The sequence below is a fragment of the Streptococcus sp. AS20 genome, from assembly GCF_000524255.1.
GTDB classification, from domain to species: domain Bacteria; phylum Bacillota; class Bacilli; order Lactobacillales; family Streptococcaceae; genus Streptococcus; species Streptococcus constellatus.
This window is the reverse complement of the sequence record NZ_JANS01000007.1, coordinates 1-26,231: the sequence shown is the minus strand read 5'-3', so window position 1 is coordinate 26,231 and position 26,231 is coordinate 1. Positions and strand designations below refer to the sequence as shown.

Genomic DNA, 26,231 nt, shown 5'->3' with positions numbered 1-26,231 from the left:
GTCATTTCTACTAGGTATCCAGCCGAACCATTTCAGTCCTTGCTTGATTGCGGTAAATGAGATCTTCTCGAACAGAGAATCCTAATTTCTCCCAAAACTTGTTTCCTTCTGCATTCCTTTTAAAGACAACCAAGGCAACCTTATGAATTTTCAACTCATCTAAGACAGTTAAAACTGTTTCAACCAACTGTCGAGCAATCCCTCTCCTACGGTAATTCGGATGAACAGCTGTATGATAGATATACGCCCTTCGACCATCAAAGCCAACTAAAATCGCTCCAATAATTATTTGATTTTCTACTGCTACCAGACAAGTTTGAGGGTTCCTTTTTAGAAACTGTGCAATCCCCTCCTTAGAATCATCCAAATGATTTAAGCCCATACCTGCACATGACAGCCATAATTGGTAAACTTGGTCGTAATCTTCTTCTACCATTTCACGAATGTCCATATTAAAATACCTTATCTATTCCCTGATGAATGCTTCGAATAAAAACTCAGAGCACTTCAAACTTCAATTTTCCAGCCTTGACACCGACTTTCAAGCTTTGTCCCGTTTTTAGCTCACCTGCTAAAAGTAATTCTGATAAATGGTCTTCCACCCGAGTTTGTAGAATTCGACGCAATGGACGAGCTCCCATTTCAGGATCATAGCCCTCTTGAGCTAGAAGCTTCAAAGCACTCGGCTGGAATTTGAGTTTAATTCCTTTTTCTGCAAGACTAGAAATGAGCGGTTGCACCATAATTTTCACCACTTCCTGCATGTCTTCGCTAGTCAAACTGTGAAAAACAACCTTTTCATCAATTCGGTTAATAAATTCTGGACGATAAGCTTTCTTTAGCTCTTCCATCATTCGTTTTTCCATATTTTCATGATCAAAACGAACATCTCTTGCTCCGAACCCAACCGTCTTGTCGTCCCGTAAACTTGTCGCACCAAGATTGCTGGTCATAATGATAATGGTATTGGAAAAATCCACCTTACGCCCCTTGCTATCCGTCAGAACCCCGTCATCTAGGACTTGGAGCAGCACATTGAAAATATCAGGATGAGCTTTTTCTACCTCATCAAAGAGGAGTACAGAGTACGGACGATTGCGAACTTTTTCAGTTAATTCGCCCCCTTCTTCATAACCAACATAACCTGGAGGCGCTCCATTAAGGCGACTAGCAGCAAATTTCTCCATGTATTCACTCATATCAAAACGAATCAGTGCTGTTTCGTCATCAAAGAGAACTTCTGCCAAAGCCTTAGCTAGCTCAGTTTTTCCGACTCCGGTTGGTCCCAAGAACATAAAGGAGCCAATTGGGCGCTTGCTAGTGCGGATACCGGATTGATTGCGCCGAATCGCTCGACTAATAGCAGAAATTGCTTCATTTTGCCCGATAACTCGTTTGTGTAACTCCTTTTCTAAATTGAGGTATTTCTTCGCATCTGTTTGTGTCAACTTTTGCACGGGAATACCTGATAAACTGCTGAGCGTTGCCAAAACATCCTCGTCTTTCACTCTTAATTTATAGACAATCGGCTGACTCTCTTTCTCCAACAACGTACTAACTTTGTTCCAATTGCCTGCCATTAAAGCCTCGTCTGCTGCACTCAATTCGACTTTTACGTGATTTTGCGGACCTTTATTTTGTACTGTTGCAGCGGCTTCATCTAGCAAATCAATGGCCGAATCCGGTAGATGTTTGCCTGTTAGATAACGATGAGCATACTTAACAGCCGTCTCAATGGCCGAATCCGTAATCACGACCTTGTGGTGATCTTCATAAGTTTTCTTTAGCCCTTGTAAAATCGCAATACTATCAGCTACTGTTGGCTCTTCAATAGCAACCTTAGCAAAGCGCCGTGAAAGAGCTGCGTCCTTTTCAATATATTTCTGGTACTCTTCTTGTGTCGTTGCGCCGACCGTTCTAAGTGTCCCTCTGGACAAAGCTGGCTTGAGAATGTTCGCTGCATCTAATGTCGAGTCAATCCCGCTACCCGACCCCATAATAGTATGAAGCTCATCAATGAAAAGAATGACATGTCCATCTGCTTCAATATCATTGATAATATTGTTCATCCGTTCTTCAAAATCACCACGAAAACGAGTTCCAGCCACCACATTCATTAAATCTAGCTCTAAAACTCTCATCTTTGCAAGCTCATTTGGAACTTGACCAGCTGCCACACGTTGCGCCAAACCAAGGGCTAATGCTGTCTTCCCAACTCCTGCATCTCCTACCAAAACTGGATTATTTTTCGTCTTGCGACTTAAAATCTGAAGCATGCGAGAAATCTCTTTATCCCGCCCAATGACCGGTTCTAAAAGACCCGTATGAGCCATTTCGGTTAAATCACGAGTATAATCTTCTAGTCCGCCACTGGTTGCAGGAGGCATTCCCATCATATTAGCCATCGTTTGTCTTGTTGCTGCAGCATTTTTATTTAGGTGACGAATCGCCTTTAAATCCTCTTTATTCCAGCTTGCCTTATGCTCTAAATTTTTCCGAAGATCTGTCATGCGTAGAGCACCTTCTTTATCTTCGTAACTAAAACCAATAAATTCAAGAATACGCGCTGCCAAACTTCCTCGGTCAAATAACATAGCTAGCAACACATGCTCTGTCCCAAGGTTCTTGGCATGAACCGCCTCTGCAATTTGTTCAGCAGTCATAAATAGCACTTTCATGCGATAAGAAAACGGCCAAATAGTAAAAGCTCCCTCTTGTTGATAGACTTTCCCCGTGATATGAAAAGCCGCCTTTTCAAAATCATCAATTTCAAGTGGATAATCATTTAAAACTGAACCAGCAACACTATAAGGATTATTTGCCATAGCAATCAACAGCTGCCAAGACTCTAAATAATCCGTTTCAAAATGACTTGCTAATAACTGTGCTGATTCAATACTTTCTGTCAAAGCTTTTGAATGTTTCATATATTAGTTTTTCCCTTTTCTATCAACTTGCTGTAAAATTTTCTTTAACATCCGCGCACGAATCTGTGCAGCATTTGTCCCCAATACCCTGTCTGTTGTCGTCGCTAAAAGAAGATTCCCTTCTCGTTCTGTCATGATCTGTTCATCAAATAACAGCTGAATAATATCTGTAAAGATCTGATGGCTAATCTGCTCACCAACGCTATGCAACAAATCACAAAGCAACTCATGGTGATTGGAAAATTCAATTCGACCAATCCGAATATAGCCTCCTCCACCACGCTTACTTTCAACAACATAGCCACGACTCTCCGTAAAGCGTGTCTTTATTACATAATTTATCTGGCTAGGAACAACCTGAAAAACGTCCGCAATTTCGCTTCGCTTCAGCTCCGCAATCCCTGCCTGTGCCAAAAGAGTTTTAATATATTCTTCAATATTATCTGATGTATTTTTATTACTCATGACAACTCCTTTCTTTTTGGTCTCACTCTATAAACAACTACCCACAACTGACATTGACTATCTTTGACTAATATTATACCGAAATTCTTCTCTTTTTAAAAGAAAAAGAGTTAAATGAAAAACTGAAAAGTCTGATTATTCAAGCAAGTGAAAAAGCTTATCTATCAGCAACAATTCAAGTGTAAACGCTTGCCTTTTAATTTTAAAGCGTTATAATATAGATGAAAATTTGACGATATCAATAAAAGGAGGCCAAATGAATGAAAATGGATTGGTTCAAATATACACGTCATATACTGGTTTGGTTGTTTTCAACTTTATTCTTTTTTACAATTATTTCTGCTGACTATGTAGATGTTCAAGTCGCCACATTAGTCGCCTGTTTATTTGCCCCGTTTTTATTTGAACCGTCTTCAATAAAACCAAAAACAAAATGGACAATTGATTTAGCCATCGTTGTTACCAGTGTTTTTGCTATTCTTTTTACACAAACTTATCGAATTGCTTTCACCTACTCTGAAATTACTTATCTACTTATCTCCTTAGTTGTTTTAATCTTTGTAGACTTAGTTATTTCTCACAAGGGATTCACTAAAAGAATTGTAAAATAATAGCAAATGGGACTAGAAAAGGTTAGAGAACAGACTTAGTTCTCTAACCTTTTTACTTATTTTAAACTCTAGATAGTGGATTAACTGGTTTAGTTTTGTCCAAGTGCAGCAGCCATTGTAGCAGCTACTTCTGATTCAAAATCATTGGCAGCTTTTTCAATACCGTCACCTGTTGCAATTGACAAAGAACCCTTAAAAGCCCACTAGATTTATCTAGTGGACTTTACTCGATCTATCTGATGACAGAATTATGCCTTCTTCTTTAACAAGTAAGCAGCTCCGCTTAGTGTGAATAGACCTACAAGTAATGTCAAGAACGAGCTTTGACTACCTGTTGATGGGAGAATGTTCTTTTTCGGCTTCTCTGGTGTACTTGGCGGTGTTTGTGGTTTCTCTGGTGTATGACTATTCGTGATATTCATACCATCTACCTTCGCTGTGTAACCTTTCGGTACAGCAACTTCTTCTACCGTATAAGTGATTGCCTTACCTGCTTCATATTTAGCAAGTTTTTCAAAGCTATACTTCCAACCAGTTGCTTCACTTACTGTTGCTACTTTGCCTGTATCTTTACCATTTGCAAGCAATTTCACTTGAATCTCTTTTGGACGAAGACCATCTTTATCATTTTCGTCTTCCCAAGTCTTCTGACCGCTAACTGAAGTCACCTCTGGAGTGTGGCTATTGACCAAGTTCATTCCATTCGCTTTAGATTGATAACCTTTTGGTACATCTACTTCCTCAACAGAGTAAACAATTTCTTTTCCAGCTTTGTAACGATCTAAACCTTCAAAACTGTATTTCCAATCAGTTGTTTCGCTTGCTGTTGCCACTTTGCCTGTATCTTTACCGTCTGCCAATAAACGAACTTTGATTTCAGTTGGACGTTTGCCATCTTGGTTGTTGTTATCATTCCAAGTCTTTTGACCAGTCACTTTGATTGTTTTTGGTGTGTACTTGTTGGTAATAGTGTACTTACCATCTGCAGAAGGTTCTTTTGGATTGATAGTGGTATAACCCTCAATCTTAGTGATTTCTTTCACTTCATATTTGATTTCTTGACCATTCTCATACTTCGGTAATGGTTTTGACTCAAAGGCCCAACCTTTTTCTTCTGAAGTTTCAATTTCATCAACGATTTCTTTGCCTTTCAGAATTTGGACCTTCACTGTAGCTGTTCGTTTGCCATCTTGGTTGTTGTTATCTTCCCAAACTTTCTTACCAGAAATGACAATCGTTTCTGGTGTGTGCGTATTGGTGATTTCTTGACCCTTGATAGAGGTTTCATATCCTGCTACAGCATCTTCCTTGACAGAATAGACAATTTCTTGACCTGCTTCGTATTTTGGAAGATTAGTAAAGGTATGTTTCCAAACATTGCCATTCGCTGGGTCTGCTTCAGCGACTTTGATATCATATTTCTCAACTTCAGTGGTCACACCGCCAACTGTCTTCATCAAATGAACCGTGATATGATCTGGACGTTTGCCGTCTTGGTTGTTGTTATCATTCCAAGTTTTCGTCACTTGATAATCAATCATTTTTGGTGTGTATTTGTTGGTAATATTGAAATCATTGATTTCGCTAGTATATTCAGAAACTACTTCTTCGGTCAGGCTATATTTAATCACCTTGCCTGCTTTGAATTTAGGAAGTTTAGTAAATACTGTAGACCACGTTCCGTCAGCTGCCGCTTTCACTTCTTTGGAAGCTACTTTTTCACCATCTGCCAAGAGATTAACCGTAATATATTTCGGACGTTTACCATCTTGGTTATTAGCGTCATCCCAGTTCTTCGTTGCTTTAATATCAATTGTTTCTGGTGTGTATTTATTGGTAATAGTAAAGCCTGTTTTAGCATCTCCGCTGATTTCAGTTGTATAACCAGCTACTGAACTCACTTCAACTACTTTATAATCAATCGGAGCTCCGCCTTTATCTGCATCTAAATCCGTGAAGTTACCTGCCCAGCCATTGGCTTCTGATAGTTCAAGAGTTTTATCTGTATCTTGACCGTCTGCCAAGAGTTTAACAGTAATCTTAGTTGGACGTTTGCCATCTTGGTTATCGGCATCATCCCAGATTTTTTTCACTGGAATTTGCGTTTTAGCTGGTGTGTATTTGTTAGTGAAGACAAGATCTTTCGCTTCTTTCGAAACCGTTGCTTTTAATTCAGTAGCACTGATTTTTTCAACCTTGACTTCTACTTCTCGAACAGTCTTATCATAAGTTACCCCAGTTTCTGTTCCTTCAACTTCTGAGATAGTATACTTATGCGTTCCTACTTGGTTTTCATCGTAAGTCAATTCGTCAAAAGCAAAGTTTCCGTCCACATCATTAGTAACAGTTTGAACGACGCTGCCATCTGCCTTTTTCAGGGCAAAGTTATATTTGCCTGCTTCCAGTGCTTTACCTTCTAGCACTTTCTTACCAGCAATTTTTACTTTGGTTGCTGGTGCTGGTGTGTATTTGTTGGTGAATGGCTTTTCATCGTCATAGACAACAGTTGATTCAAGGGTGCCTTTACCGTTATCAGTCACTGTAATCGTAGCAGTGATAGTCTTGGTATCATAAGTTATACCAGAAACATTTCCCGCTTTTTCAGTAATCTTATAAGTGTAGATTCCAGCAGTATCAAATGTTAATTCTGAGAACTTAACATTTCCTTCTTTGTCATTCTTAACAGTTTCTTTAACATTGCCATCTTTATCGGTCAAAGTGAACTCGAACTCATCAGCTTTCAACTCACGACCTGTAAGTGTTTTCTTCACTCCAAGACGCGCCTTTGCTTTTTCAGCTTTATAAGTATTTACAAATTTCTGAATTCCACCGTTATCAATGACAGGGATGACTCCGGCAGGAAGCGATGATCCAACAGCAGATCCCAGAGTTGCGAAATTCGCAAAAGGAACTGTTAAAGTAGAAATCTGGTCATAAAGAGGGGTTGCAACGAGCTTACCCTGTCCAGAATCATACACAGAGACTGTGACACGAACTGTTCTAGAATCATGGGTCACCCCATCAATGGTTTGACCAGCATGGGCTTCAACAACAGTGAATTTGTACTGTCCCTCCTTGTCGAAAGGAATATCCTTGAAGACAACATGTCCATTGGCATCATTTTTAGCGCGTTGAACTTCGGTTCCTTTCTCATCTTTCAAGATGAATTCAAATTCATCTGCTTGAAGAGGAGTCGGACGATTACCAGTCAATTCTTTATCAACGAAGATATCAGTTTTAGTTGGTAATAATTTATATGTATTTGTGACAGTCGTAGTATTTGTTTGTGTTGGAGTATAGCCATGTACTGTGCCACCAATGTTCTTGCCCTCTTTATTTGTTTCCCTCACGCTGTAAGTGTATTTCACAGCGTTTTCATCAGTGGCAGGAAGATTCTCCCATTCAACCGTTCCATCGTTCTTCGGAACTTCTCTCAAATCTGCTCCAGCCACTTCTTCAAGAGTGCCCCCTTCAAGAGTTCGATAGAGCTTGAAGTAGAATTTTGGACGAGCATCCGCTTTACCACCATTCCATACTTTCTTAGCAGTTACTTTTGTTTTAGGAACTTCGTAAGTATTCGTTACTCTCGTCTTATCTTCATTATAAGATACAACGTAACTATTGTCTCCTGCTTTAACTTTCTCGCCTTGGTTCAAAGGAAGATTTGTCTGCTCTTGAAGTTCACGAACAGAGTAGACTAATTCTGTTTTTCCATCGACATCGTACTTAGGTAGTCGATTTAGCCACTTATAAGTGTAGACACCGTTCGACACGGTCACTTCTGGGGTGTAGTTCCCAGTAACAGGTTTTGCATCTGCAACAGTTTGTCCTTCTTTATGAACATACAAACCAAGCTTGACTTCTTTATAATCGGAAGCCTTCCCACCTAGCCAAGTCTTAGTAGCTTCAAAATCAACTGTCTCGCGTTTGTTAGAAACATTTAGAGGAACACCTTTTCCTTCTTTCATCTCCACTTCAAACTCTTGACTATTAACGATATAACCTGCTTTGGTTTTCTTTTCTTTGACAATATATTTGCTGTCTTTAAGAGTTTTTGAAACAGCAAGTCCATCTTTATCTGTTTTCACTGTATCAACTACTTGACCCGTTGCTTTATCAATAATATCGAACTCAACACCTTCTAGCTTAACATTCGCATCAGCTTCGTCGTATTTTGTGATTTTAATCTTACCAGCAATATCTGCAGTAACTGTGGCACCTGCAGCCTTAACAGTCTTCATTGTCCACTGAACATATTTATTTGTATTAACCTTACTTCCCCATTTTTCCCAAACTAATTGAGGTTCGTTATCAATCAAGTATTGAGCTGAGTTTTTCACCTCCGAAGTGTCTGCTGGTGAGGTAGTACGGTAGTTTAGGTAAAAGCTCTTTGTCCCCATATTGGTCGGCATGAGCAATTCAAAACCACGTTTACCATTGGTAAATGTCAACAAAGCTGTCTCTTCTGGATCCTTTTTATATACTTCAGGATCTGTTGTTATATTATATTTTTTGATTATGTGCTTGAGACCGGCATCATTGGTATCTGTCGTCTTAAACTCTGCTTCCGATAGCGAAAAAGTAGACTCAATATAAGTCGCAAATGCTCCCAGACTGAGACTATCTTTGATTTTAATAGTATGACCATTCATATTTTGTTTAGAACGATTAATCCGCATGTGATATATGATTTGAGGATTACTTGAATGGTTCGTACCAGATTTATGGAGTAATTCACCTGTAAGAGGAGCTGGTTCATATTTATTTACTTTATAGGTTATCTTCTGCGTTTTACCGCCCGGTATGACATAAGTAACTACTTTCTCCTCTTTTGTGACTATTTCTTGTGCAGTAGCAACAAAGTTACCACGAATGTTTTGCTTATCCTTTACCTTTTCATTGAAAGTAAAAAGTAGCTGATGTTTTTTGCTGTTGACCTGTACGGTTCCCATCTTCGTATTTGAATTTGTATCGATTAAATCTATAGTTTGATCTTTCAAATTCAAATTGTCAGGAGCTTTTACTATAAAGTAATCTCCTTCTTTAATCTCATTTACCTGTACAGTAGGAAATGAGAAGTCTCCCGAATATTTCAAGGCCACTATAGTTTCACTTTCACCGTGCAATCCTTCTGACTCACTTCCTGTAGCAGCAATAGTAATCTTCAGGTTATCTAGTTTGACCTTACTGGTGACATCTGCTGCAAACACCCGCTGAACGTTCCAAAATCCTAGAACAGCAAAAATCGTTAGCAATGACAAAAAGAAACTCATCCACCTTTTTATCCTCATGGTCGTCCTCTCCTTCTTTTATAAACAAAATTAAAAGAATACCTATCCTTTTAGTCTACATTATGACTGATACTATCATACTTCAAATCAAATAGAAAATCCATATATTCGTAAGTGTTTTTCTTGACATAATGTAAACTTCTGTTTCCCAAAATAGGTTCCCTAATCCCAGAACTCTTAATATTTTATTAAAACGAAAGGCCCTGGACAATGAGAAATCTATCACATATTCCAAATTTAGAAAAAGCCTCATACGAATCACCATTAAAAGCAACAAAGCTTTGGAAAGATTCATATGAGACTTCTTATAAATACCACAAAACAGGGAAAAGCAGGAATCCTATCTCATGTTATTTTATATGTTTGTTTTTTTATTCTTAGTTTTGTCCAAGTGCAGCAGCCATTGTAGCAGCTACTTCTGATTCAAAATCATTGGCAGCTTTTTCAATACCGTCACCTACTTCAAAACGTGTGAAGCTAGCGATTGTAGCCCCTTGACTTTCAAGGAATGCTTCAACAGTTTTGCTGTCATCCATAATATAAATTTGGGCTAAGAGTGTATATTGTTGGTCGACTTTTGTGTTATCTAACATAAAGCGATCCATCTTACCAGGGATGATTTTGTCCCAGATTTTTTCTGGCTTACCTTCAGCCGCAAGACCTGCTTTAATATCTTCTTCAGCTTGTGCAATTACTTCATCTGTCAATTGAAGTTTAGAACCAAATTTGTAGTGTGGAAGTGCTGGTTTACCAACCATTGCACGGCTTTCATTGTCTTGGTCAATTTTATGGTTCATTTGAGCCAATTCATCATGGATAAATTCTTCGCTCAATTCTTTGTATGAAAGAACGGAAGGTTTCATAGCAGCAACATGCATTGCTACATGTTTTGCAAGATCTTCGTCACTACCTGAAAGAACAGTAATAACTCCGATACGTCCACCATTGTGTTGGTATGCACCAAATACTTGATCATCTGCTTTTTCAACAACTGCAAAACGACGGAATGAAATTTTTTCTCCAATTGTAGCAGTTGCACTAACATAAGCAGCTTCAAGCGTTTCTCCTGAAGGCATTATCAAAGCAAGTGCTTCTTCATTGTTCGCTGGTTTGCCTTCTGCAATCACTTTAGCCGTTTCGTTTACTAATCCAACAAATTGAGCATTTTTTGCTACAAAATCTGTTTCTGAATTCACTTCAACGATAGCAGCGATATTGCCACTCACATAGACACCAGTCAAGCCTTCAGCAGCAACACGATCTGCTTTTTTAGCAGCTTTTGCCATACCTTTTTCACGAAGCAATTCGATTGCTTTTTCGATATCGCCATCTACTTCTACAAGTGCTTTTTTAGCATCCATGACACCAGCACCAGATTTTTCACGCAATTCTTTTACAAGCTTAGCTGTAATTTCTGCCATTTTGATCCTCCAATTAAGATATTACGATTTGATTGAATAAAAAGGGGAGGGCTAGGCCCCGCCCCATAGGTTCGTTACTTGATTATTCGTTTGAGCCTTCAACAACTTCAACGATTTCTTCAATAGAATCTGCTTGTGTATCAGTTGCAGCTAATTCTGCTTCTACTGATTCAACGTTATCTTCACCTTGACGCCCTTCGATAATCGCATCAGCCATTTTCGCAGTGATTAATTTAACAGCGCGGATAGCATCATCATTTGCTGGAATAATCACATCAATGTCATCTGGATCTGTATTCGTGTCGACCATCGCAACCACTGGAATACCAAGCTTCTTAGCTTCTTTTACAGCGATTTGTTCTTTATGTGGATCAACAACGTACATTACGTCTGGGATGCGAGGCATTTCTTCGATACCACCCAAGAATTTTTCAAGACGAGCACGTTGTTTATTAAGAAGAGCGACTTCTTTCTTAGGAAGCACGTCAAAAATTCCGTCTTCTTCCATGCGTTTGATTTCTTTCAAACGAGCAACACGTTTTTGGATCGTTTCCCAGTTAGTGAGAGTTCCACCCAACCAACGGTGGTTGATGTAGTATTGACCTGCACGTTCTGCTTCATCTTTTACAGCATCAGCAGCTTGCTTTTTCGTACCAACAAACAAGATAACCGCATCATTAGCAGCAGCATCGCGCATAAAGTCGTATGCTTGATCTGCAAATTTTACAGTTTGCTGAAGGTCAATTACGTGGATACCGTTACGTTCTGTAAAGATGTATTTCGCCATCTTAGGGTTCCAGCGACGAGTTTGGTGACCAAAGTGCACACCAGCCTCAAGAAGTTGTTTCATTGAAATTACTGCCATGAGTAAGATCTCCTTTTTGTTTTTTTCCTCTTTCAGATTTCAACTTGCAAAATCACCCGTAGGCAACAATTTCACAATTCATCTGAAATGAGTATTTGCCGATTACACGACATCTACTATCATATCAAAAGTTCTTCTATTTTACAAGAGGTATTCTGCTTTTTTATAGTCTTCTCAATCTCCATCCGTTTATTCTATAGTTTAATCTTAGATGATGAAACGCTACAATTTTACCGATAGAAACAAATCTACACTCTTGACGAAAACGATTTTTTACGATAAAATAGTAAAAGTTGTGGCGGTATAGCCAAGTGGTAAGGCACGGCTCTGCAAAAGCTTGATCGTCGGTTCAAATCCGTCTACCGCCTTTCAATACCTGACCTGTCAGGAATCAACCGAACAAAAAGCCTGTAAAATCAGGCTTTTTGTTTTACTTTGAAACTAATCTGGGAATAAATTTGAGGCTATCTATTTGGTAACACTTTATTTTGTTTATACATAAAAAGCGGACATCGCTGACCGCTTCTATTTTATTCATGTAATTCTGTACGGATTGCTTTCTGTAATAGCTGACTAAAGTTCATTTTATTCCCTTTTTCTATCTCTACAAAGCAACTTATATGTAAAAGTTATACTCTCAATCTACAGTACCCATTCTAATAAAGTTGCAAGGTCATATTTGTATGCACTCATTCTATCATAGACTTGTTTTTGCCATTCTTTATCAAGAGTTCCATCACTATTGACAAAAAAGTTAGCATCCATGTAACGAATAATCATAAATTCAGAAGTCTTTTGATCAAAACCGTTTCCACGACTGAAATCTATTCCCTTCCCTGTATTTTTAGTAACAATCGCTTCAAATAAAGGTAAAGTAATTTCATTACAAGGAACCTTCATATCAGGCATATCCCAAAATGTCTTTTTATCACTTTTGTACAGTGCAAGATTTGAAATCGTACCATTTGTTACACATTGTACTCTACGAATATCTTCAATACTAATTTTATGCTTTGAGCCATAAATGGTACCACGGGCAATACGGATTTCTTTTTCTTTCATGCTAAAAGCCAATGTTATATCAAGATCCCTTAGGTTATTTGGGAAATCTTTTGTAAGTTTACCTGCTGCAAAAGCCAATAGGATTGCTTTCGTTTCTAAAATATTATGGCCATTATTGTAAATGGTGGTATCTGTATCAAATTCAGCCATATTCTTTCCATTCTTATCTCGAAAAATGAGATTATAACTTGAATTAGAGTTACAATAACGAAGTGACAAGATAGTAGAAACTTTATCAAATGAAATATTCAGATTTTTCTTTTCACTTTTTGCGTCTAGATAAGAAAAACCATCATTTCTAACAATGACCGTACTTCCATTTTTACAGTTCAATTTGACTTCTTGATTTTCAAAAATAGTCTTCATAACTTCTCCTTAAAGATGATTTTTTTGTTCTATCAATCCTTATTATAACATTTTCAAAGAATTCTGTATTCGTTTTCAACAACTAGAAATCTATCATTATCAAGAGCATAAGCTCTTAGCGAGAATATCAAAACTTGTAAGTAAGCTAAAATAGCATATAAAAAGAGTGGGAAATTTTTCCCAACCCTTTTTATGTTTTTCAAGGAATTATAGCTCTGCAATTTGATTCAGATTTACTTCTGCAACCGTGTCATTGCCAAACATAGAAATAATCATTTTAACTTTGTTGTTGTCAATTTCGGTGATTTTACCTGTATAATCTGCAAAAGCTCCATCAATGATACGCACAGTATCGCCAACTTTCACATGAATATCGAATTCTTGAACGGTTTGTCCCATTGAAATCAAAATTTGGCGGATTTCTTCTTCCAAAAGCGGAGTTGGTTTAGAGCGATTTCCGTGTGAACCGACAAAACCGGTTACGTTTGGTGTATTCCGTACGACAAACCACGCTTCATCTGTCATCACCATTTCTACCAAGACATAACCTGGAAAACGATTTTCTTCAACTTCTTTCGTTTTTCCATTTTTCTCTACTTGTACCGTTTGTGTTGGGATTTCCACGCGCAAAATGTTTTCCAACATATTGTAGGTTTGCGCACGTTGCAAAAGATTTTCTTTTACTTTATTTTCATAACCCGAGTAGGTTTGCAGAACAAACCAGCCTTTATCAAAACTGTCCATGAGTTCTTCCTTTCCTAAATAAAAAAGCCTGTGGGCTTCGGTTTCTTTCTAGCCCTATTATACCACAAAAATAGCCAATGCAACCTTTTAACTGCTATTTTTTACAATAAAAACCTACTTGGCAAATAGCAAGCAGGTTAAAAATTAAAAGATATTTAACAATCGTACTAAACCTCTTGTAACAAAGAGATCGAAAAGATAAATAATAACAACAAAGAAAGCGGTGTATTCCATGACTGAGATAAAATCTATCCAGCTTTGCTTTCTAGTTGGCCAAGTTGTATCTTTTAACACTTGAAATGTATCTCTGATGAATTTCACAACTTTCTCCTATCTAGTTTCTTTATGAATCGTATATTTACTGCAATGTTTACAATACTTATTTACTTCCAGACGTTTTGGTTTTGGCGTACTACTCAATTTAATTGAATAGTTTCTCGATCCACAAACCGTGCACGCCAGACTTGCTCTTTTTAGTGCCATAACGCCTCCATTCTATTTATTATATCAGGAAAGCCCGTTTTTGACAAGTCTATTGGAACCAACTCTTGACTGTATCCCAAAGATTTTTCGCTTTTTCAGGAATTTTAGCATCATCAATTGCTTTTTTAGCTTGGTCAACCAAGTTCTTAGCTTTATCCTGCACATCTTTCAAGACATCTGAACGATTGTCACTTTGATTCGTAGTGTTATTTGTACCACTCGTATCAACCGGTGCAATACCATTTTTTGCATAGGCATTTTCATCACCGAACTTCGTACCCCTTGTATACGGTAAGATACTATTTGCCACACTTCGGAAAATAGCTGAAGCTTCATTGGCACTTGTGCCTGTCAGATAATGATTTTCATCTGTCTTTGGAAAACCTAACCACTGACTGATAACCACATCCGGCGTGTAACCAATAACCCATTGGTCTCCTGATAAATCTGGATTAAAGTTAGTTTCTGTCGTTCCCGTCTTTCCAGCCATAGTATAGCCATAAGGTGCTGCATACACACCAGTACCATTGGTAAATGTTCCCAGCATCATACTCGTCATTTTTTCTGTTGTTGAGCGGTTGAGTACTCGAGTCGAGGTGGATTTATGAGTTTTAACGACTTGCCCACTAGCATTTTCAATTTTGGTAATCAAATGCGCATCATTCATAACCCCATTATTTGCAAAAGTAGAATAAGCTTGTGCCATTTGCAGTGGATTAGTTGTTACGCCACTACCAAGAGCTACCCCAAGGGTCTGACTCACTTTATCCATATTCAGGCCAAATTTTTTACCATATTCAAAAACCTTTTTCAGCCCCAATTCATTGGCAGCCGCAACTGCGGGAATATTTAAGGATTGTGCTAAAGCCTGATACATTGGTACAGTCGGACTGGATTGAATCCCAGCATAGTTATTCACGGTATAATTTCCATACGTTGTTGTACTATTATCTAATTCTTTATTGATAGACCAACCTGCATCAACTGCGGGGCTGTACACAACCAAGGGCTTAATGGTAGAGCCCGGACTTCTTGAAGATTGTGTGGCATAGTTGAAACTTCTAAAACCAGCACTGGTACTATTGATTTGCCCAACAAGCGCACGAACACCACCTGTCTTTGGATCAAGTGCTACACTTCCTGATTGAGCTCGTGTACCATCTGCTGCTTGTGGAAATAAATCTTTACGATCATAGATAACTTGCATGCTAGCTTGGTAATTTTGATCTAGCTCTGTGTAAATGCGATAGCCGTTATTGACAATATCAGCTTCTGTCAAGCCATAATCACGTACTGCTTCATTGATAACCGCATCAAAGTAAGACGGATAACGATAATCTGCCGATTTTCCTGTATAAGCATCTACCAATTGACTACCTAAACCATTTGCTGCTGCTTGGTTTGCAGTATTTTGATTGATATAACCTGCTGCTACCATATTTTGTAAAACGGTATTGCGTCGATTCGTTGCGTTTTTGATAGAAGCAAGCGGATTATATAATTCCGGTCCTTTGAGCATTCCTGCTAAAGTAGCAGATTGGTCGAGGGTCAACTGACTGGCAGATACGCCGAAGTACTTTTTAGAGGCATCTTCTACACCCCACACACCATTTCCAAAATAAGAATTATTGAGGTACATAGTGAGAATCTGCTTTTTACTATATTTTTTAGTTAATTCTAAAGCTAGGAAAAACTCTTTTGCCTTCCGCTCAATGGTCTGATCCTGAGATAAGTAAGCATTTTTAGCTAATTGTTGTGTAATGGTAGAACCACCACCAGAACGCCCAGCCGTTAAAATTGCTAGAATAAAACGACCGTAGTTAATACCACTATTTTTATAAAAGGAACGGTCTTCTGTCGCAATGACGGCATGTTGTAAGTTCGGACTAATTTTGGACAATTCTACGTAAGTTCCCTTTTGCCCTGACAAGCTGCCCGCTTTTTTTCCGTCCTTATCATAAATTGATGTCGTTGCTTTCAACGCATTCTGTAAATCATTCACATTAGTGGATTTGGCAACATAAAAGAGATAGCCCCCTGTCACCAAACCAAAACCAAGTCCCAGAATCAAAACAATCTTCGTCAGGTGATAGCGACGCCAAAATCGACGAAATGGATGCTGAGAAATTGGCTTTTTTCGGCTTTTCCCAGAACGGCTCAAATGCGATTCGCTTTCTTCTACCTCTGTCACCTCTTGATGGTTGCGCTCAGGACTGTCCTTTTTAAAATGATTCACTACTATTTCAAATAATTCACTCAATTTTTTCATATCCCTATTCTATCACCTTCTCCATATCCAGACAAGAAAGGACCTCTTATCAAGCGTTTCGTTTAGAAAACTTTAAGAAATTGTTCAAGAGTTAGCTGACTATTTGCAATCATCTACTATTTTGTTACAATAAAATCATGCATTTTACAATTACGATTCCACAAGGTCTGCCAGAGATGACAGTCAAAGAACTGCTGGAAGAACAGTTTCTGATTCCACGGAAGATTCGCCATTTTTTGCGTATCAAAAAACATGTCTTCGTCAATCAAAAACCGATTAACTGGCAGAGCATTGTCCACCCACATGATAAAATTACATTGATTTTTGACGAAGAAGATTATCCGGAAAAGTCTATTTTAATGGGTAAAGCTAATCTTGTGGAAGAATTATATCAAGATGAACACATCATCATTGTCAATAAACCTGAAGGTATGAAAACACATGCCAATGAACCGACAGAGCTGGCGCTTTTAAATCATGTCTCTGCTTATGTTGGAAGTACGTGCTATGTCGTTCATCGCTTGGACAAGGAAACTAGTGGGGCTGTCCTTTTTGCTAAAAATCCATTTATCCTGCCAATCTTAAATCGATTGCTAGAAAACAAAGAAATTTCTCGCGAATATTGGGCTTTGGTACAAGGAACTTTCCCAAAAAAACATCAAATCTATACGGATAAAATCGGGCGCAATCGTCATGATCGCAGAAAACGTCTGGTGGATCACAAGAACGGTCAATACGCTGAAACACAGGTCACCAAGCTCAAAGAGATTGGAAACAATACCCTCATCAAGTGCCAGCTTAAAACTGGACGAACTCATCAAATTCGGGTACATCTAGCTCACCACGGATATCCTATCATTGGTGATCCACTGTACAATTCGCAAAATACAGAGCGTCTCATGCTCCATGCTCATCGCTTAACGTTCACACATCCTTTTACACTTGAAAAACTAAGTATTGAAGCCTTTTCCGAAAGTTTTGAAGAGGGATTACAGAAAGAAAACTAAAAACGGACAGGCGTCAGTATATTTGCCTGTCCGTTTTTAATTATGCAACATCAACAACTTTATAAATTGTTTTAGCAAGTGCTGCTTGGTAGTCTTCTGCGCTGTAAATGTGATCCGTGGTTACAGTAGCAACCTTTGTGTCTAAATCAATTTGAACATCCGATACACCTTCCATTTTCAGAAAGTGCTCAGTGACGTGTTTTACGCAATTTTGACAAGATATATTTTCTAAAGTGATGATTTGTTTCACGATGAATTCTCCTTTTATGATTTTATTTTAAAACGCCGCAAACGTAGCGCATTGGTGACGACAGAAACCGAGCTAAAGCTCATGGCAAGACCAGCTAACATAGGATTAAGCAGCGGACCGCCAAATACATGCAAGAGTCCCATTGCGACCGGTATTCCTAGAGTATTGTAGGCAAAGGCCCAGAAAAGATTTTCTTTGATATTTTTAATCGTGGCTTGACTAAGTCGAATGGCTGTCACCACGTCTAAAAGGTCGCTATGCATCAAGACAATGTCGGCTGAATCAATAGCCACATCGGTTCCAGAACCAATGGCAATCCCAACTTCGGCCTGTACAAGAGCAGGTGCATCATTAATCCCGTCACCCACCATAGCAACTTTCTTTCCTTGAGTTTGCAAAGTTCTTACGACATCTGCTTTGCCGTCTGGAAATACTTCTGCAATCACTTGATCGACACCAGCTTCTCTTGCAATGGCTTGAGCTGTTTCCTCACGATCCCCTGTCAACATCACCACTTCTAAGCCCATTTTTTGCAATTTTGCAATAGCTTCACGACTATTTTTTTTGATTTGGTCAGCGACTGCTACCAGCCCAACCAATTGCCTATCCAAAGCGACAAACATAGCTGTCTTTCCTTGATGTGATAAGAAAATCAAATCAGAAATATGTTCTCCAAGCTCAATTTGGTATTGTCTCATCAGACTTTCATTCCCAATCAACACTTCTTGCGCTTCTACTTGGGCTATAATTCCTTTACCTGAAATCGCTTGAAAATCTGTTACCGGCGCCAAAGATAAGTCTTCTGCTTGAGCTGCTTGCAAAACGGCAATTGCTAGCGGATGCTCTGAATGTTGCTCACTACTTGCTACCAAACTAAGTAAAGCCTCTCGCGAAATAGTGCTAAAAGTCAGTACATCAGTCAAACTGGGCTTTCCTTCTGTAATCGTACCTGTTTTATCTAGAACAATAACATCTACCAAATGAGCCGCTTCAAGAGCTTCCCCAGACTTAATCAAGACACCATTTTCAGCTCCTTTTCCCGTACCTACCATAATAGCCGTCGGAGTAGCTAAGCCAAGCGCACAAGGACAAGCAATGACCAACACCGCAATAAAGATAGAAAGTGAGAATTGCAAACTCTCTCCCGCCAGAAAGTACCACAACAGAGCTGCTAAAACTGCCAAGCCTAAGACAAGTGGCACAAAGTAAAGCGAGATTTTATCTGCCATAGCCGCAATAGGCGCTTTTGACCCTTGCGCTTCCTCTACCAAATGAACAATCTGAGCTAAAGTCGTGTCTGAACTGACTTTGGTTGCTTTATAATCAATAGAACCCGTTTGATTTATAGTGGCACTCGTAATCACATCTCCGGCATTTTTTTCAACAGGAACACTTTCACCTGTCATCATAGACTCATCTACATAGGTTTGTCCAGATATAACCACACCGTCAACCGGCATGCGTTCTCCCGGCTTAATTCGCACAATGTCTCCCACCTTGATGTCTTCCGTATCAATTGTTACGACTTCGCCATAACGGATCACAGTTGCCTGATTGGGTACTAAGCTCATCAAACTTTGAATCGCTTGTGAGGTTCGTCCTTTGGCATTGTCTTCCAGATATTTCCCCAGTAAAACAAGAGTGATAATCACACCAACTGATTCAAAATACAATTGGTGTACAAAAGTATGATGCCCAAATAACACTTGAACGACCGAGTACAAACTATAAAGAAAGGCTGCACTCGTTCCTACAGCAATCAAACTATCCATATTCGGATGCCGTTTCGCCAAATTCCGAAAGCCACGCACATAAAAGCCCCAGCCTACCCAAATAGCCGGTAAAGTAAGGAAAAGCTGCGCCGATACAAAAGCAATGGGATGCACCGTGTGATCCAAAAAGGAAGGAAACGGCAAACCAATCATGCTCCCCATTGAAATATAAAGAAGTGGCACAGTTGCTCCTACCGCAAACCAAATCCGGCGTGCCATATGACGTACATTTTCTTTCTTTTCTGCGACCTGTTTTGCATAATCAGACTGCTTTTGTTCTCCTTTTTCTGCCGCTTGGTAGCCAGCTTCTTTCACAGCCTCTAAGACTTGCTCACTTGCAAATCCTTCTTTTGGAAAAACTGTCAATTTTTCCGTTGCCAAGTTCACAGTAGCTTCTTTTACTGTTGGAAGTTCTTTGACTACCATTTCAATAGTCATCGCGCAGGCTGCACAAGTCATTCCAGACAATTTATACTCTTTTTTATCATTTTCCATTTCTTACTCCGCCATTTTGGATTTATTCATTTCATCTTGACAATGCACGCCGCAAGTACATTGACCCAGCGGACAATTGCATTCAACCTTTTTCGGAGCTTGGATCTGCTTTTCTTTTACAATATCTAGGATTCGAGACAAATCCGTTTGACTAAATTGATTACTTTCTAGTATAGAAACCACTAAATCGCCATACTTGGTGTTACACATATTGTCAAGCAAGGTACGCCAACTATTTTCCAAGTGCTCATCTTCTAAAATCAATGCATCATAGTAAAATTTCCCTTCAATCTTTTCCATTGAAATAAACTCTTTGGTTTTCAGGCGATTCAGCAAGGTTTTAACAGTAGCTGGTTTCCAATCAAAATCAGCTTCTAAACGTTCCACCACTTCGGTACTCCGGCTATGAGGATACGCCCAGAGCACGCGCATAACTTGCCATTCTGCCCTACTGATATTTTGTTGTTCCATTCTCTCATCTCTCTTATGATTACAATTGTAATTTTTGATTCTTTTATAGTTTACATCTGTAATCAGAAATTGTCAAGCAAAAAATCGAGAAGATTGCTCAACTCGATTTTCATTATTTTGCATAAAAACAATCCTAAGTTTGACTAATTTCTGAACGTTTTTACGCTCTTACATCTTCATCAATGTGCGAGCATTTCTTGGGCAATTTCTTGTCCGCTCAGCTTAGTTGGGTAGTAAGTTGGCCAATTTTCTAATTCGTTGAAAAGTGCTTCTTGGCTTTCACCACCATAGAAGATATGGAAGTGTGCTGCTTTCGTTGGTGCAATATTATGGTCGCTGAATTGCACATATTTATATTTTCCAGCATCTTTATCCGTTGTTTCAAACATGAAACGCACACCACGATTGCCTTTAGAATAAGTCAATGTATGCTTGCCAACATATTTATAAGTATATTTCTTCTTTTGTCCGTTGACTACAAATTCCATAGTCTTATCTGTGATATTGATATGAGACACATCTGTCTTATAGCCTTTTTCATAATACGCTTTGTACTCAGCAGCTGTCATCTTACCAGTTAATTTTGCCTTGTAATCAAATACTTGGTCTAAAGTGCCATCTTGTAAGTATGGATAAACGGATTGCCATTGACCTGCATAGTCAGACAACGTACGGTCTTTGACAGCACTATCTTCAAAGTAGCCATTTTGTACAGTCTTTGTATTTTTTTCTTTTTCAGCAGAAATTTCAGTACCAGCTTGATCTGTCGTCTTTTTCAAAGCTTTCAAGTTTGATTGCATGATGGAAATGTAGTCTGCTCCATCTTTTGTTTGCTTTTCAGTCAAACTTTCAAGCGGATTAAGGACATCTAACTTCACACCTGTCTCTTTTGCCAATGTAGAAGCCAATGCTTGAGAAGCATTTTCTTCAAAATAGATATACTTAATATTGTTTTTCTTAATATATTTTGTCAATTCAGCCAAACGCGCTGCTGAAGGCTCGCTATCTGGTGAAAGCCCTGAAATAGGAACTTGTTTCAAACCATAATCCAATGCAAGATATCGAAAAGCAGCATGTTGCGTTACAAAACTTTTTTGTTTTGCATTTGCTAAACCAGTTGCATATTCTTTATCCAGAGTTTCTAATTTCTTAATGTAAGCTGCTGCGTTCTTTTGGAAAGTCGCTTTCTTATCGGGATAGCGTTTACTTAAGCTGTCACGAATATTTTCCACCATTTTAATAGCACGTTTTGGTGATAACCATACATGAGGATCGTATTCATGATGATGTCCTTCTTTACCATGATCATGATCTCCTTCCTCTTCTGTACCAGGAAGTAGCAACATCTTCCCAGTCGCCTTCACCACATTCACTTTACCTTTTTTCAAGGTTTTAAGCAATTTTGGCACCCAAGTTTCCATGTTTTCATTTTCATAAACGAAAGTATCTGCATCTTGAATCGTTGCAACCGCCTTAGCAGAAGGTTCATATTCATGTGGTTCTGTCCCTGCACCAATTAGCAACTTAACATTGGCAGTATCACCTGTCACTTGCTTAGTAAACTCATAAACTGGATAAAATGTTGTCACAACATTTAGCTTCCCATTTGCGCTTTTTTGATTGGAACAAGCCACTAAAAAGAGACTTAGTAAGCTTGCTACTAATAGACCAATTTTCTTCATTTTTCACTCCTATTTGATAAATTTTTTTAATAGATTCACTAGTAAAAATACACCGACAAAAATAATCGTAATACTTGCACTGGCTGGCGTTTCAGCATAGTAAGAAATATACAATCCAGCAATCATACCTACAAATCCGATAAAATTAGCTAATAAAATAACAGATTTGAAATTTTTCCCAAGCCGTAAAGCAATACTTGCCGGCAACACCATAATGGTCGATACCAACAGCGCACCTGCCGCTGGAATCATGAGAGCAATCGCAACACCTGTCACGATATTAAATAGAATAGACATAGTACGCACAGGTAGACCGTCTACAAAAGCTGTATCCTCATCAAAAGTCAAAATATACATCGGACGAATGAAGAGAAAAGTCAAAATAAGTACGATCGTCGCAATAATAAATAGTGAAATCACTTGTTCCGTACTAATCGTAACAATAGAGCCAAACAAATATTGGTCTAGGCTCATGGAACTGGAACTTTTACCTCTGCTCATCACAATCAAAGCAATAGCAAGTCCTGTTGACATTAAAATAGCCGTTCCGATTTCCATAAAATCTTTGTAGATAGTGCGCAAATACTCTAGAAAAACTGCCGCAATCATCACGATAATGACTGTTGAAATTGTAGGTGAAATACCCAATACCAAGCCAAATGCAACTCCTGAAAGCGACACATGACTAAGTGTATCACTCATCAAACTTTGACGACGTAGAATTAAAAACGTTCCTAAAATAGGTGAGAACAAACTCATAGCAATCACAGCCAGAAAAGCCCGTTGCATAAAATCATAAGTTAGTAAATTAAACATGGCTCACCTCCTTGTCACTCTCATGAACATTGAAGCAGCGCCATGGCGAATCTTGATTTCGCACTAAATGGATATTGCGGTCTGCATATTTTCGGACTTCCTCTGGATCATGTGTAATCATCAGAACAGCTTTTCCATGCCGATGCGCACTATGGTGCATCAAATCATAAAATTCATCCTTACTGCCTGCATCCATCCCTGTTGTTGGCTCATCCAAGACAAAAATATCCGGATCTGAAGCAAACATTCGTGCAATCACTGCCCGCTGCTTTTGCCCACCTGACAGCGAGCCAATCCGTTTATCGCGATTTTCCCACATACCAACTGCATCTAAACTGACTTTAATATGCTCCTCATCATGGGCATTTAAACGACGAAACCAACCTTTTCGTGGATAACGACCCGATTTTACAAATTCGTAGACAGTACTTGGAAAGCCTGCATTAAAGCTAGCAATTTGCTGCGGCAAATAAGCAATCCGCAACTTTTTACCAGATGTATTTGTCTTAGAAATAGTGATCTTGCCAAATCGAGGCTGTAAAATTCCGAGACTAGCTTTAATCAAGGTCGTCTTTGCAGCACCATTTTCTCCCGTCAAGGTTACAAACTCGCCACTATCTAAAAAGTAGTTAATATGCTCCAACACAGGCTCTTTGTCATAATAAAAAGACAAATCTTCAACTGTGATATACCTCATCTTCCGATTTCTCCTACTAAGGTTTCTAAGAATTTTTGAATGATGACTTGCTCATCAGAACTATACTGATTGGCAATTTTTTCGTAGATTTCTATCGTATGGTGATGATGGTGTTGATGTTCAGCTGCAACAGGCTTCGCCAATTCTGTCAAACGATAAAAAATGACGCGCGCATCTTTCACATCTTTAAATGGCTCCAACAACTCTTGCTTAATCAACGACTTAATGGCTTTTGTAACCGCTGCCTGACTGACATTCAAACGTTTCGCCAACTCTGAATTTGTCAAAGATTCCTCAGACAACAACATCAAAATATGCTCTTGAGTATTAGTCAATGGCATGCCACTCGTGCAAGATCCAATCAAAATCTCATGTTGATTCTCAGATTTTAAAATGATTTCATTTAAAAAACGATCAATTTCATGTGCTAACCGACTCATTTTACTCCCTTTCTGATTAACTAGTTAATTCTTTACTAGTTAAGTATATCATAAAGAAAATAAGAGTCAAGTGAAAATTTCAGTGTCTTTTTCATCAGAAAGGCTCGAGTATTACCTCAAGCCTTTATATAGCTTCTTTCGCGTTCGCTTTTGCCATGAAAATGGCTCCGACTCTTCCTTTGGTCGTTCCCATTTTTCATATCCTGTTCCTTCTAAACTTGTAATTGAATCCTTGGACAAATTTTTAATATAATCTTTCGTTCCATCTCGAATAAACTCCTGCGATGTTTCTCCATTCAAGCGTAACAAATTTGTATGTGGCTGCCAAATGAAAGAATACGTGACTCCTGTTTCTACCGAACGATACCGCAAATAGTGAACATTCTTCTTACTCACCCAGCTGTCTACCAACAAAAACAATTGCTGCCGATAGAGCAATTTTTGACCTTTAGAAAATATTTTTAAAGATGGAGTTGAATAATAAATCGTTTGACTTTCCGTTTTTCGAATGAGTAGGTAACTTCCTATCGGAGAATCGCTTGAATCCGTCGGAAAAATATAAAGAAAGAAAATGGGTAAAAGGAAAAATAAAGCTGGATACAAAATAAAAATAGATAGTAGCTGCCACATTGCACATCGAAAACTCCCTTTAGATAAAAATCCTACAATACGAGATAGGTTTATGGAAGTCACCGCTAGCAGAACCAAAGCAAACCGTGTCCTTAAAGACAACCACAAACTTGTCATCCACATTCCAAAAGAGTGAACAAGTTTCATCGCCTGTGAATCTAGCAATCTCTTTTTCTGATATAAACCATACTGTCTCAAATGATCTCCATAGTTGTGATTACCTATATAAATAACTAACCATGCTAAAAACTTTTCTAAAGCTAGGACTGTTCCATAATAAAAAGAAAAAATCTTCAACCCGTCTGGAACACTCTCTAAAAAATAAAAATAGAAGCCAACGAGAAATTGAATAATAAAGATGAGAGAGCCCACAATTGTCATTATATTGCTGATAAAGTAAAATCGAAAACACCTTTTATCTACATAATGTGCCACAACAATATATAAATACACTACAAATAAAGCAAATAATAACTGAAAATAAGGAATCCGATAAATCAATGTGTAATATAGATTAGATACCGTATTGACGACTTCGTTCGTGTCATCTTGCGCTAGATAAACCATGATACGAGTAATAATCAGCGGAAAAGTGAAGTAAACACTATAGCGATACAGAAAATCGTGCTTGTGCAGATGCTTCCCGTCCTCACCTCTAGCTTGATAATAACGCGTTCGGTTTAAAAAGAGATAAACAGGCAAGGCAACATAAAACAAACTTTTCATGCAACAACGTATGAAAACACTTGTTTTAGGACAAGCAGAATACTTATACACCAGATGCAAGTCCGTATCTTGAATCTCACGAAACAAGTTTTGATCCACCAATAGAGAATAAACGATATACAAATAGTAATAAGAACTAATCGTTATCCAAAACAGATCTTCTTGATCCATATAGACACCTCCTAAAATGCTGTATTTTGGGATAATTATAGTTATACATCTTTTTGAAGCATTTATCTATATTCTTTTTTCTCTTTTTGAGCTCAAAAAAAGGAGATCTAATGAGACTCTCCATGTTTCATGAGGATTCTCACTAGATTTCCAATTTTAGACTTATATTTTTCCTACAAGCTTAATTCTATCAAGATTTTTTCTTAATAAGATAAACTGCACCAGCCAAAACAATGAGTCCAATGAAAATAGCTAACATATGAATGACAGTACCTGTCTTAGGTAAGCCCTTCTTCGGTGGAGTATAGCGATTTTCAAATGTCTTGATGTTCTTGTCGTAACTTACTTTAGCGTGCAACTGACCATTGCCATCATCTGTGACAGTGACTGTCACCTTAATCACTTTCTTATCATAAGTGATTCCTTGAAGTTTTGTATCTTTTTCAGTGATGGTGTAATGATAAGTACCAGCTTTCGTGTACTCAATGGTGTCGAAAGTGACACTACCGTCTTGAGCATTCTTCTTGCTTTGAGTAACTTTATCATCTTGACCTTTCAATTCAAACTCAA

General features: G+C 38.4%; 22 protein-coding genes and 1 tRNA gene. 3 read left to right on the top strand and 20 right to left on the bottom strand.

Annotated elements, in window-relative coordinates; all coding sequences use genetic code 11:
• Positions 1-10: 10 nt before the first annotated feature.
• The 3 genes from HMPREF1514_RS04210 to HMPREF1514_RS04200 are packed head-to-tail and all read right to left on the bottom strand — an operon-like array spanning position 11 to position 3,392.
• Positions 11-451 carry a GNAT family N-acetyltransferase gene (locus HMPREF1514_RS04210; protein WP_037597477.1) on the bottom strand — a complete coding sequence of 147 codons (441 nt, stop codon included), beginning with the start codon at positions 449-451 and terminating at the stop codon, positions 11-13.
• Between the two features lie 46 nt (positions 452-497).
• On the bottom strand, positions 498-2,927 hold the full coding sequence (locus HMPREF1514_RS04205; protein ID WP_037597475.1) for an ATP-dependent Clp protease ATP-binding subunit: 2,430 nt from the start codon (positions 2,925-2,927) through the stop codon (positions 498-500).
• Between the two features lie 3 nt (positions 2,928-2,930).
• The gene (locus HMPREF1514_RS04200) at positions 2,931-3,392 is read right to left on the bottom strand and encodes a CtsR family transcriptional regulator (RefSeq protein WP_037597472.1); all 462 of its coding nucleotides are present in this window, start codon (positions 3,390-3,392) and stop codon (positions 2,931-2,933) included.
• A gap of 260 nt (positions 3,393-3,652) precedes the next feature.
• Here HMPREF1514_RS04200 and HMPREF1514_RS04195 point away from each other — a divergent pair, with 260 nt between their 5' ends.
• A complete protein-coding gene (locus HMPREF1514_RS04195) occupies positions 3,653-4,003 on the top strand; it encodes a hypothetical protein (protein ID WP_003071086.1) in 351 nt (116 codons plus the stop codon).
• A 248-nt stretch (positions 4,004-4,251) separates the two neighbouring features.
• On the opposite strand, the gene HMPREF1514_RS04190 is transcribed toward HMPREF1514_RS04195, so the two are convergent.
• The 3 genes from HMPREF1514_RS04190 to rpsB form a co-directional block, all read right to left on the bottom strand.
• The gene (locus HMPREF1514_RS04190; protein ID WP_037597469.1) at positions 4,252-9,294 is read right to left on the bottom strand and encodes a Cna B-type domain-containing protein; all 5,043 of its coding nucleotides are present in this window, start codon (positions 9,292-9,294) and stop codon (positions 4,252-4,254) included.
• A gap of 377 nt (positions 9,295-9,671) precedes the next feature.
• Positions 9,672-10,715, bottom strand: coding sequence for a translation elongation factor Ts (gene tsf / locus HMPREF1514_RS04180; protein WP_037597465.1), 1,044 nt, complete (start codon positions 10,713-10,715; stop codon positions 9,672-9,674).
• An 82-nt stretch (positions 10,716-10,797) separates the two neighbouring features.
• Positions 10,798-11,580: a 30S ribosomal protein S2 gene (gene rpsB / locus HMPREF1514_RS04175; RefSeq protein WP_003071092.1), complete on the bottom strand. Its 783-nt coding sequence runs from the start codon at positions 11,578-11,580 to the stop codon at positions 10,798-10,800.
• A gap of 297 nt (positions 11,581-11,877) precedes the next feature.
• Between rpsB and HMPREF1514_RS04170 the strand changes: the two genes are divergently transcribed.
• Positions 11,878-11,948 (top strand) — tRNA-Cys (locus HMPREF1514_RS04170).
• Positions 11,949-12,222: 274 nt separating this feature from the next.
• On the opposite strand, the gene HMPREF1514_RS04165 is transcribed toward HMPREF1514_RS04170, so the two are convergent.
• The 5 genes from HMPREF1514_RS04165 to pbp2a form a co-directional block, all read right to left on the bottom strand.
• Positions 12,223-13,008 (bottom strand): hypothetical protein, encoded by a 786-nt coding sequence (locus HMPREF1514_RS04165; RefSeq protein WP_037597463.1) that lies wholly within the window; start codon positions 13,006-13,008, stop codon positions 12,223-12,225.
• A 207-nt stretch (positions 13,009-13,215) separates the two neighbouring features.
• The gene (gene nusG / locus HMPREF1514_RS04160; protein WP_003071098.1) at positions 13,216-13,752 is read right to left on the bottom strand and encodes a transcription termination/antitermination protein NusG; all 537 of its coding nucleotides are present in this window, start codon (positions 13,750-13,752) and stop codon (positions 13,216-13,218) included.
• 144 nt (positions 13,753-13,896) lie between these two features.
• Positions 13,897-14,073: a preprotein translocase subunit SecE gene (gene secE, locus HMPREF1514_RS04155; protein WP_003071100.1), complete on the bottom strand. Its 177-nt coding sequence runs from the start codon at positions 14,071-14,073 to the stop codon at positions 13,897-13,899.
• A 9-nt stretch (positions 14,074-14,082) separates the two neighbouring features.
• Complete coding sequence (gene rpmG / locus HMPREF1514_RS09180) at positions 14,083-14,235, bottom strand: 50S ribosomal protein L33 (protein WP_020997544.1); 153 nt, start codon at positions 14,233-14,235, stop codon at positions 14,083-14,085.
• 49 nt (positions 14,236-14,284) lie between these two features.
• Positions 14,285-16,504: a penicillin-binding protein PBP2A gene (gene pbp2a / locus HMPREF1514_RS04150; protein ID WP_037597460.1), complete on the bottom strand. Its 2,220-nt coding sequence runs from the start codon at positions 16,502-16,504 to the stop codon at positions 14,285-14,287.
• Positions 16,505-16,641: 137 nt separating this feature from the next.
• Between pbp2a and HMPREF1514_RS04145 the strand changes: the two genes are divergently transcribed.
• A complete protein-coding gene (locus HMPREF1514_RS04145; RefSeq protein WP_037597456.1) occupies positions 16,642-17,511 on the top strand; it encodes an RluA family pseudouridine synthase in 870 nt (289 codons plus the stop codon).
• Between the two features lie 40 nt (positions 17,512-17,551).
• Here HMPREF1514_RS04145 and HMPREF1514_RS04140 read toward each other — a convergent pair whose 3' ends face one another.
• From HMPREF1514_RS04140 to HMPREF1514_RS04100, 9 genes are all read right to left on the bottom strand, one after another.
• Positions 17,552-17,761 (bottom strand): heavy-metal-associated domain-containing protein, encoded by a 210-nt coding sequence (locus HMPREF1514_RS04140; protein ID WP_006269262.1) that lies wholly within the window; start codon positions 17,759-17,761, stop codon positions 17,552-17,554.
• Positions 17,762-17,775: 14 nt separating this feature from the next.
• On the bottom strand, positions 17,776-20,028 hold the full coding sequence (locus tag HMPREF1514_RS04135) for a heavy metal translocating P-type ATPase (protein ID WP_051426769.1): 2,253 nt from the start codon (positions 20,026-20,028) through the stop codon (positions 17,776-17,778).
• A 3-nt stretch (positions 20,029-20,031) separates the two neighbouring features.
• Entirely contained in the window at positions 20,032-20,499 is a 468-nt protein-coding gene (locus tag HMPREF1514_RS04130) for a CopY/TcrY family copper transport repressor (RefSeq protein ID WP_003071114.1), read from the bottom strand.
• Between the two features lie 179 nt (positions 20,500-20,678).
• Entirely contained in the window at positions 20,679-22,181 is a 1,503-nt protein-coding gene (locus HMPREF1514_RS04125) for a zinc ABC transporter substrate-binding protein AdcA (protein ID WP_037597454.1), read from the bottom strand.
• 9 nt (positions 22,182-22,190) lie between these two features.
• A complete protein-coding gene (locus HMPREF1514_RS04120) occupies positions 22,191-22,997 on the bottom strand; it encodes a metal ABC transporter permease (RefSeq protein WP_037597451.1) in 807 nt (268 codons plus the stop codon).
• Entirely contained in the window at positions 22,990-23,694 is a 705-nt protein-coding gene (locus HMPREF1514_RS04115) for a metal ABC transporter ATP-binding protein (protein ID WP_037597445.1), read from the bottom strand. Before HMPREF1514_RS04115 ends, HMPREF1514_RS04120 begins: the two co-directional genes overlap by 8 nt.
• Positions 23,691-24,134, bottom strand: a complete 444-nt coding sequence (locus HMPREF1514_RS04110) for a zinc-dependent MarR family transcriptional regulator (protein ID WP_006269708.1) — start codon at positions 24,132-24,134, stop codon at positions 23,691-23,693. The genes HMPREF1514_RS04115 and HMPREF1514_RS04110 overlap by 4 nt, the downstream gene beginning before the upstream one ends.
• A 111-nt stretch (positions 24,135-24,245) precedes the next feature.
• Complete coding sequence (locus HMPREF1514_RS04105; RefSeq protein ID WP_037597442.1) at positions 24,246-25,661, bottom strand: hypothetical protein; 1,416 nt, start codon at positions 25,659-25,661, stop codon at positions 24,246-24,248.
• A gap of 190 nt (positions 25,662-25,851) precedes the next feature.
• Positions 25,852-26,231 (bottom strand): Spy0128 family protein (locus tag HMPREF1514_RS04100; protein WP_037597441.1); only part of this gene is annotated, 380 nt, incomplete at its 5' end.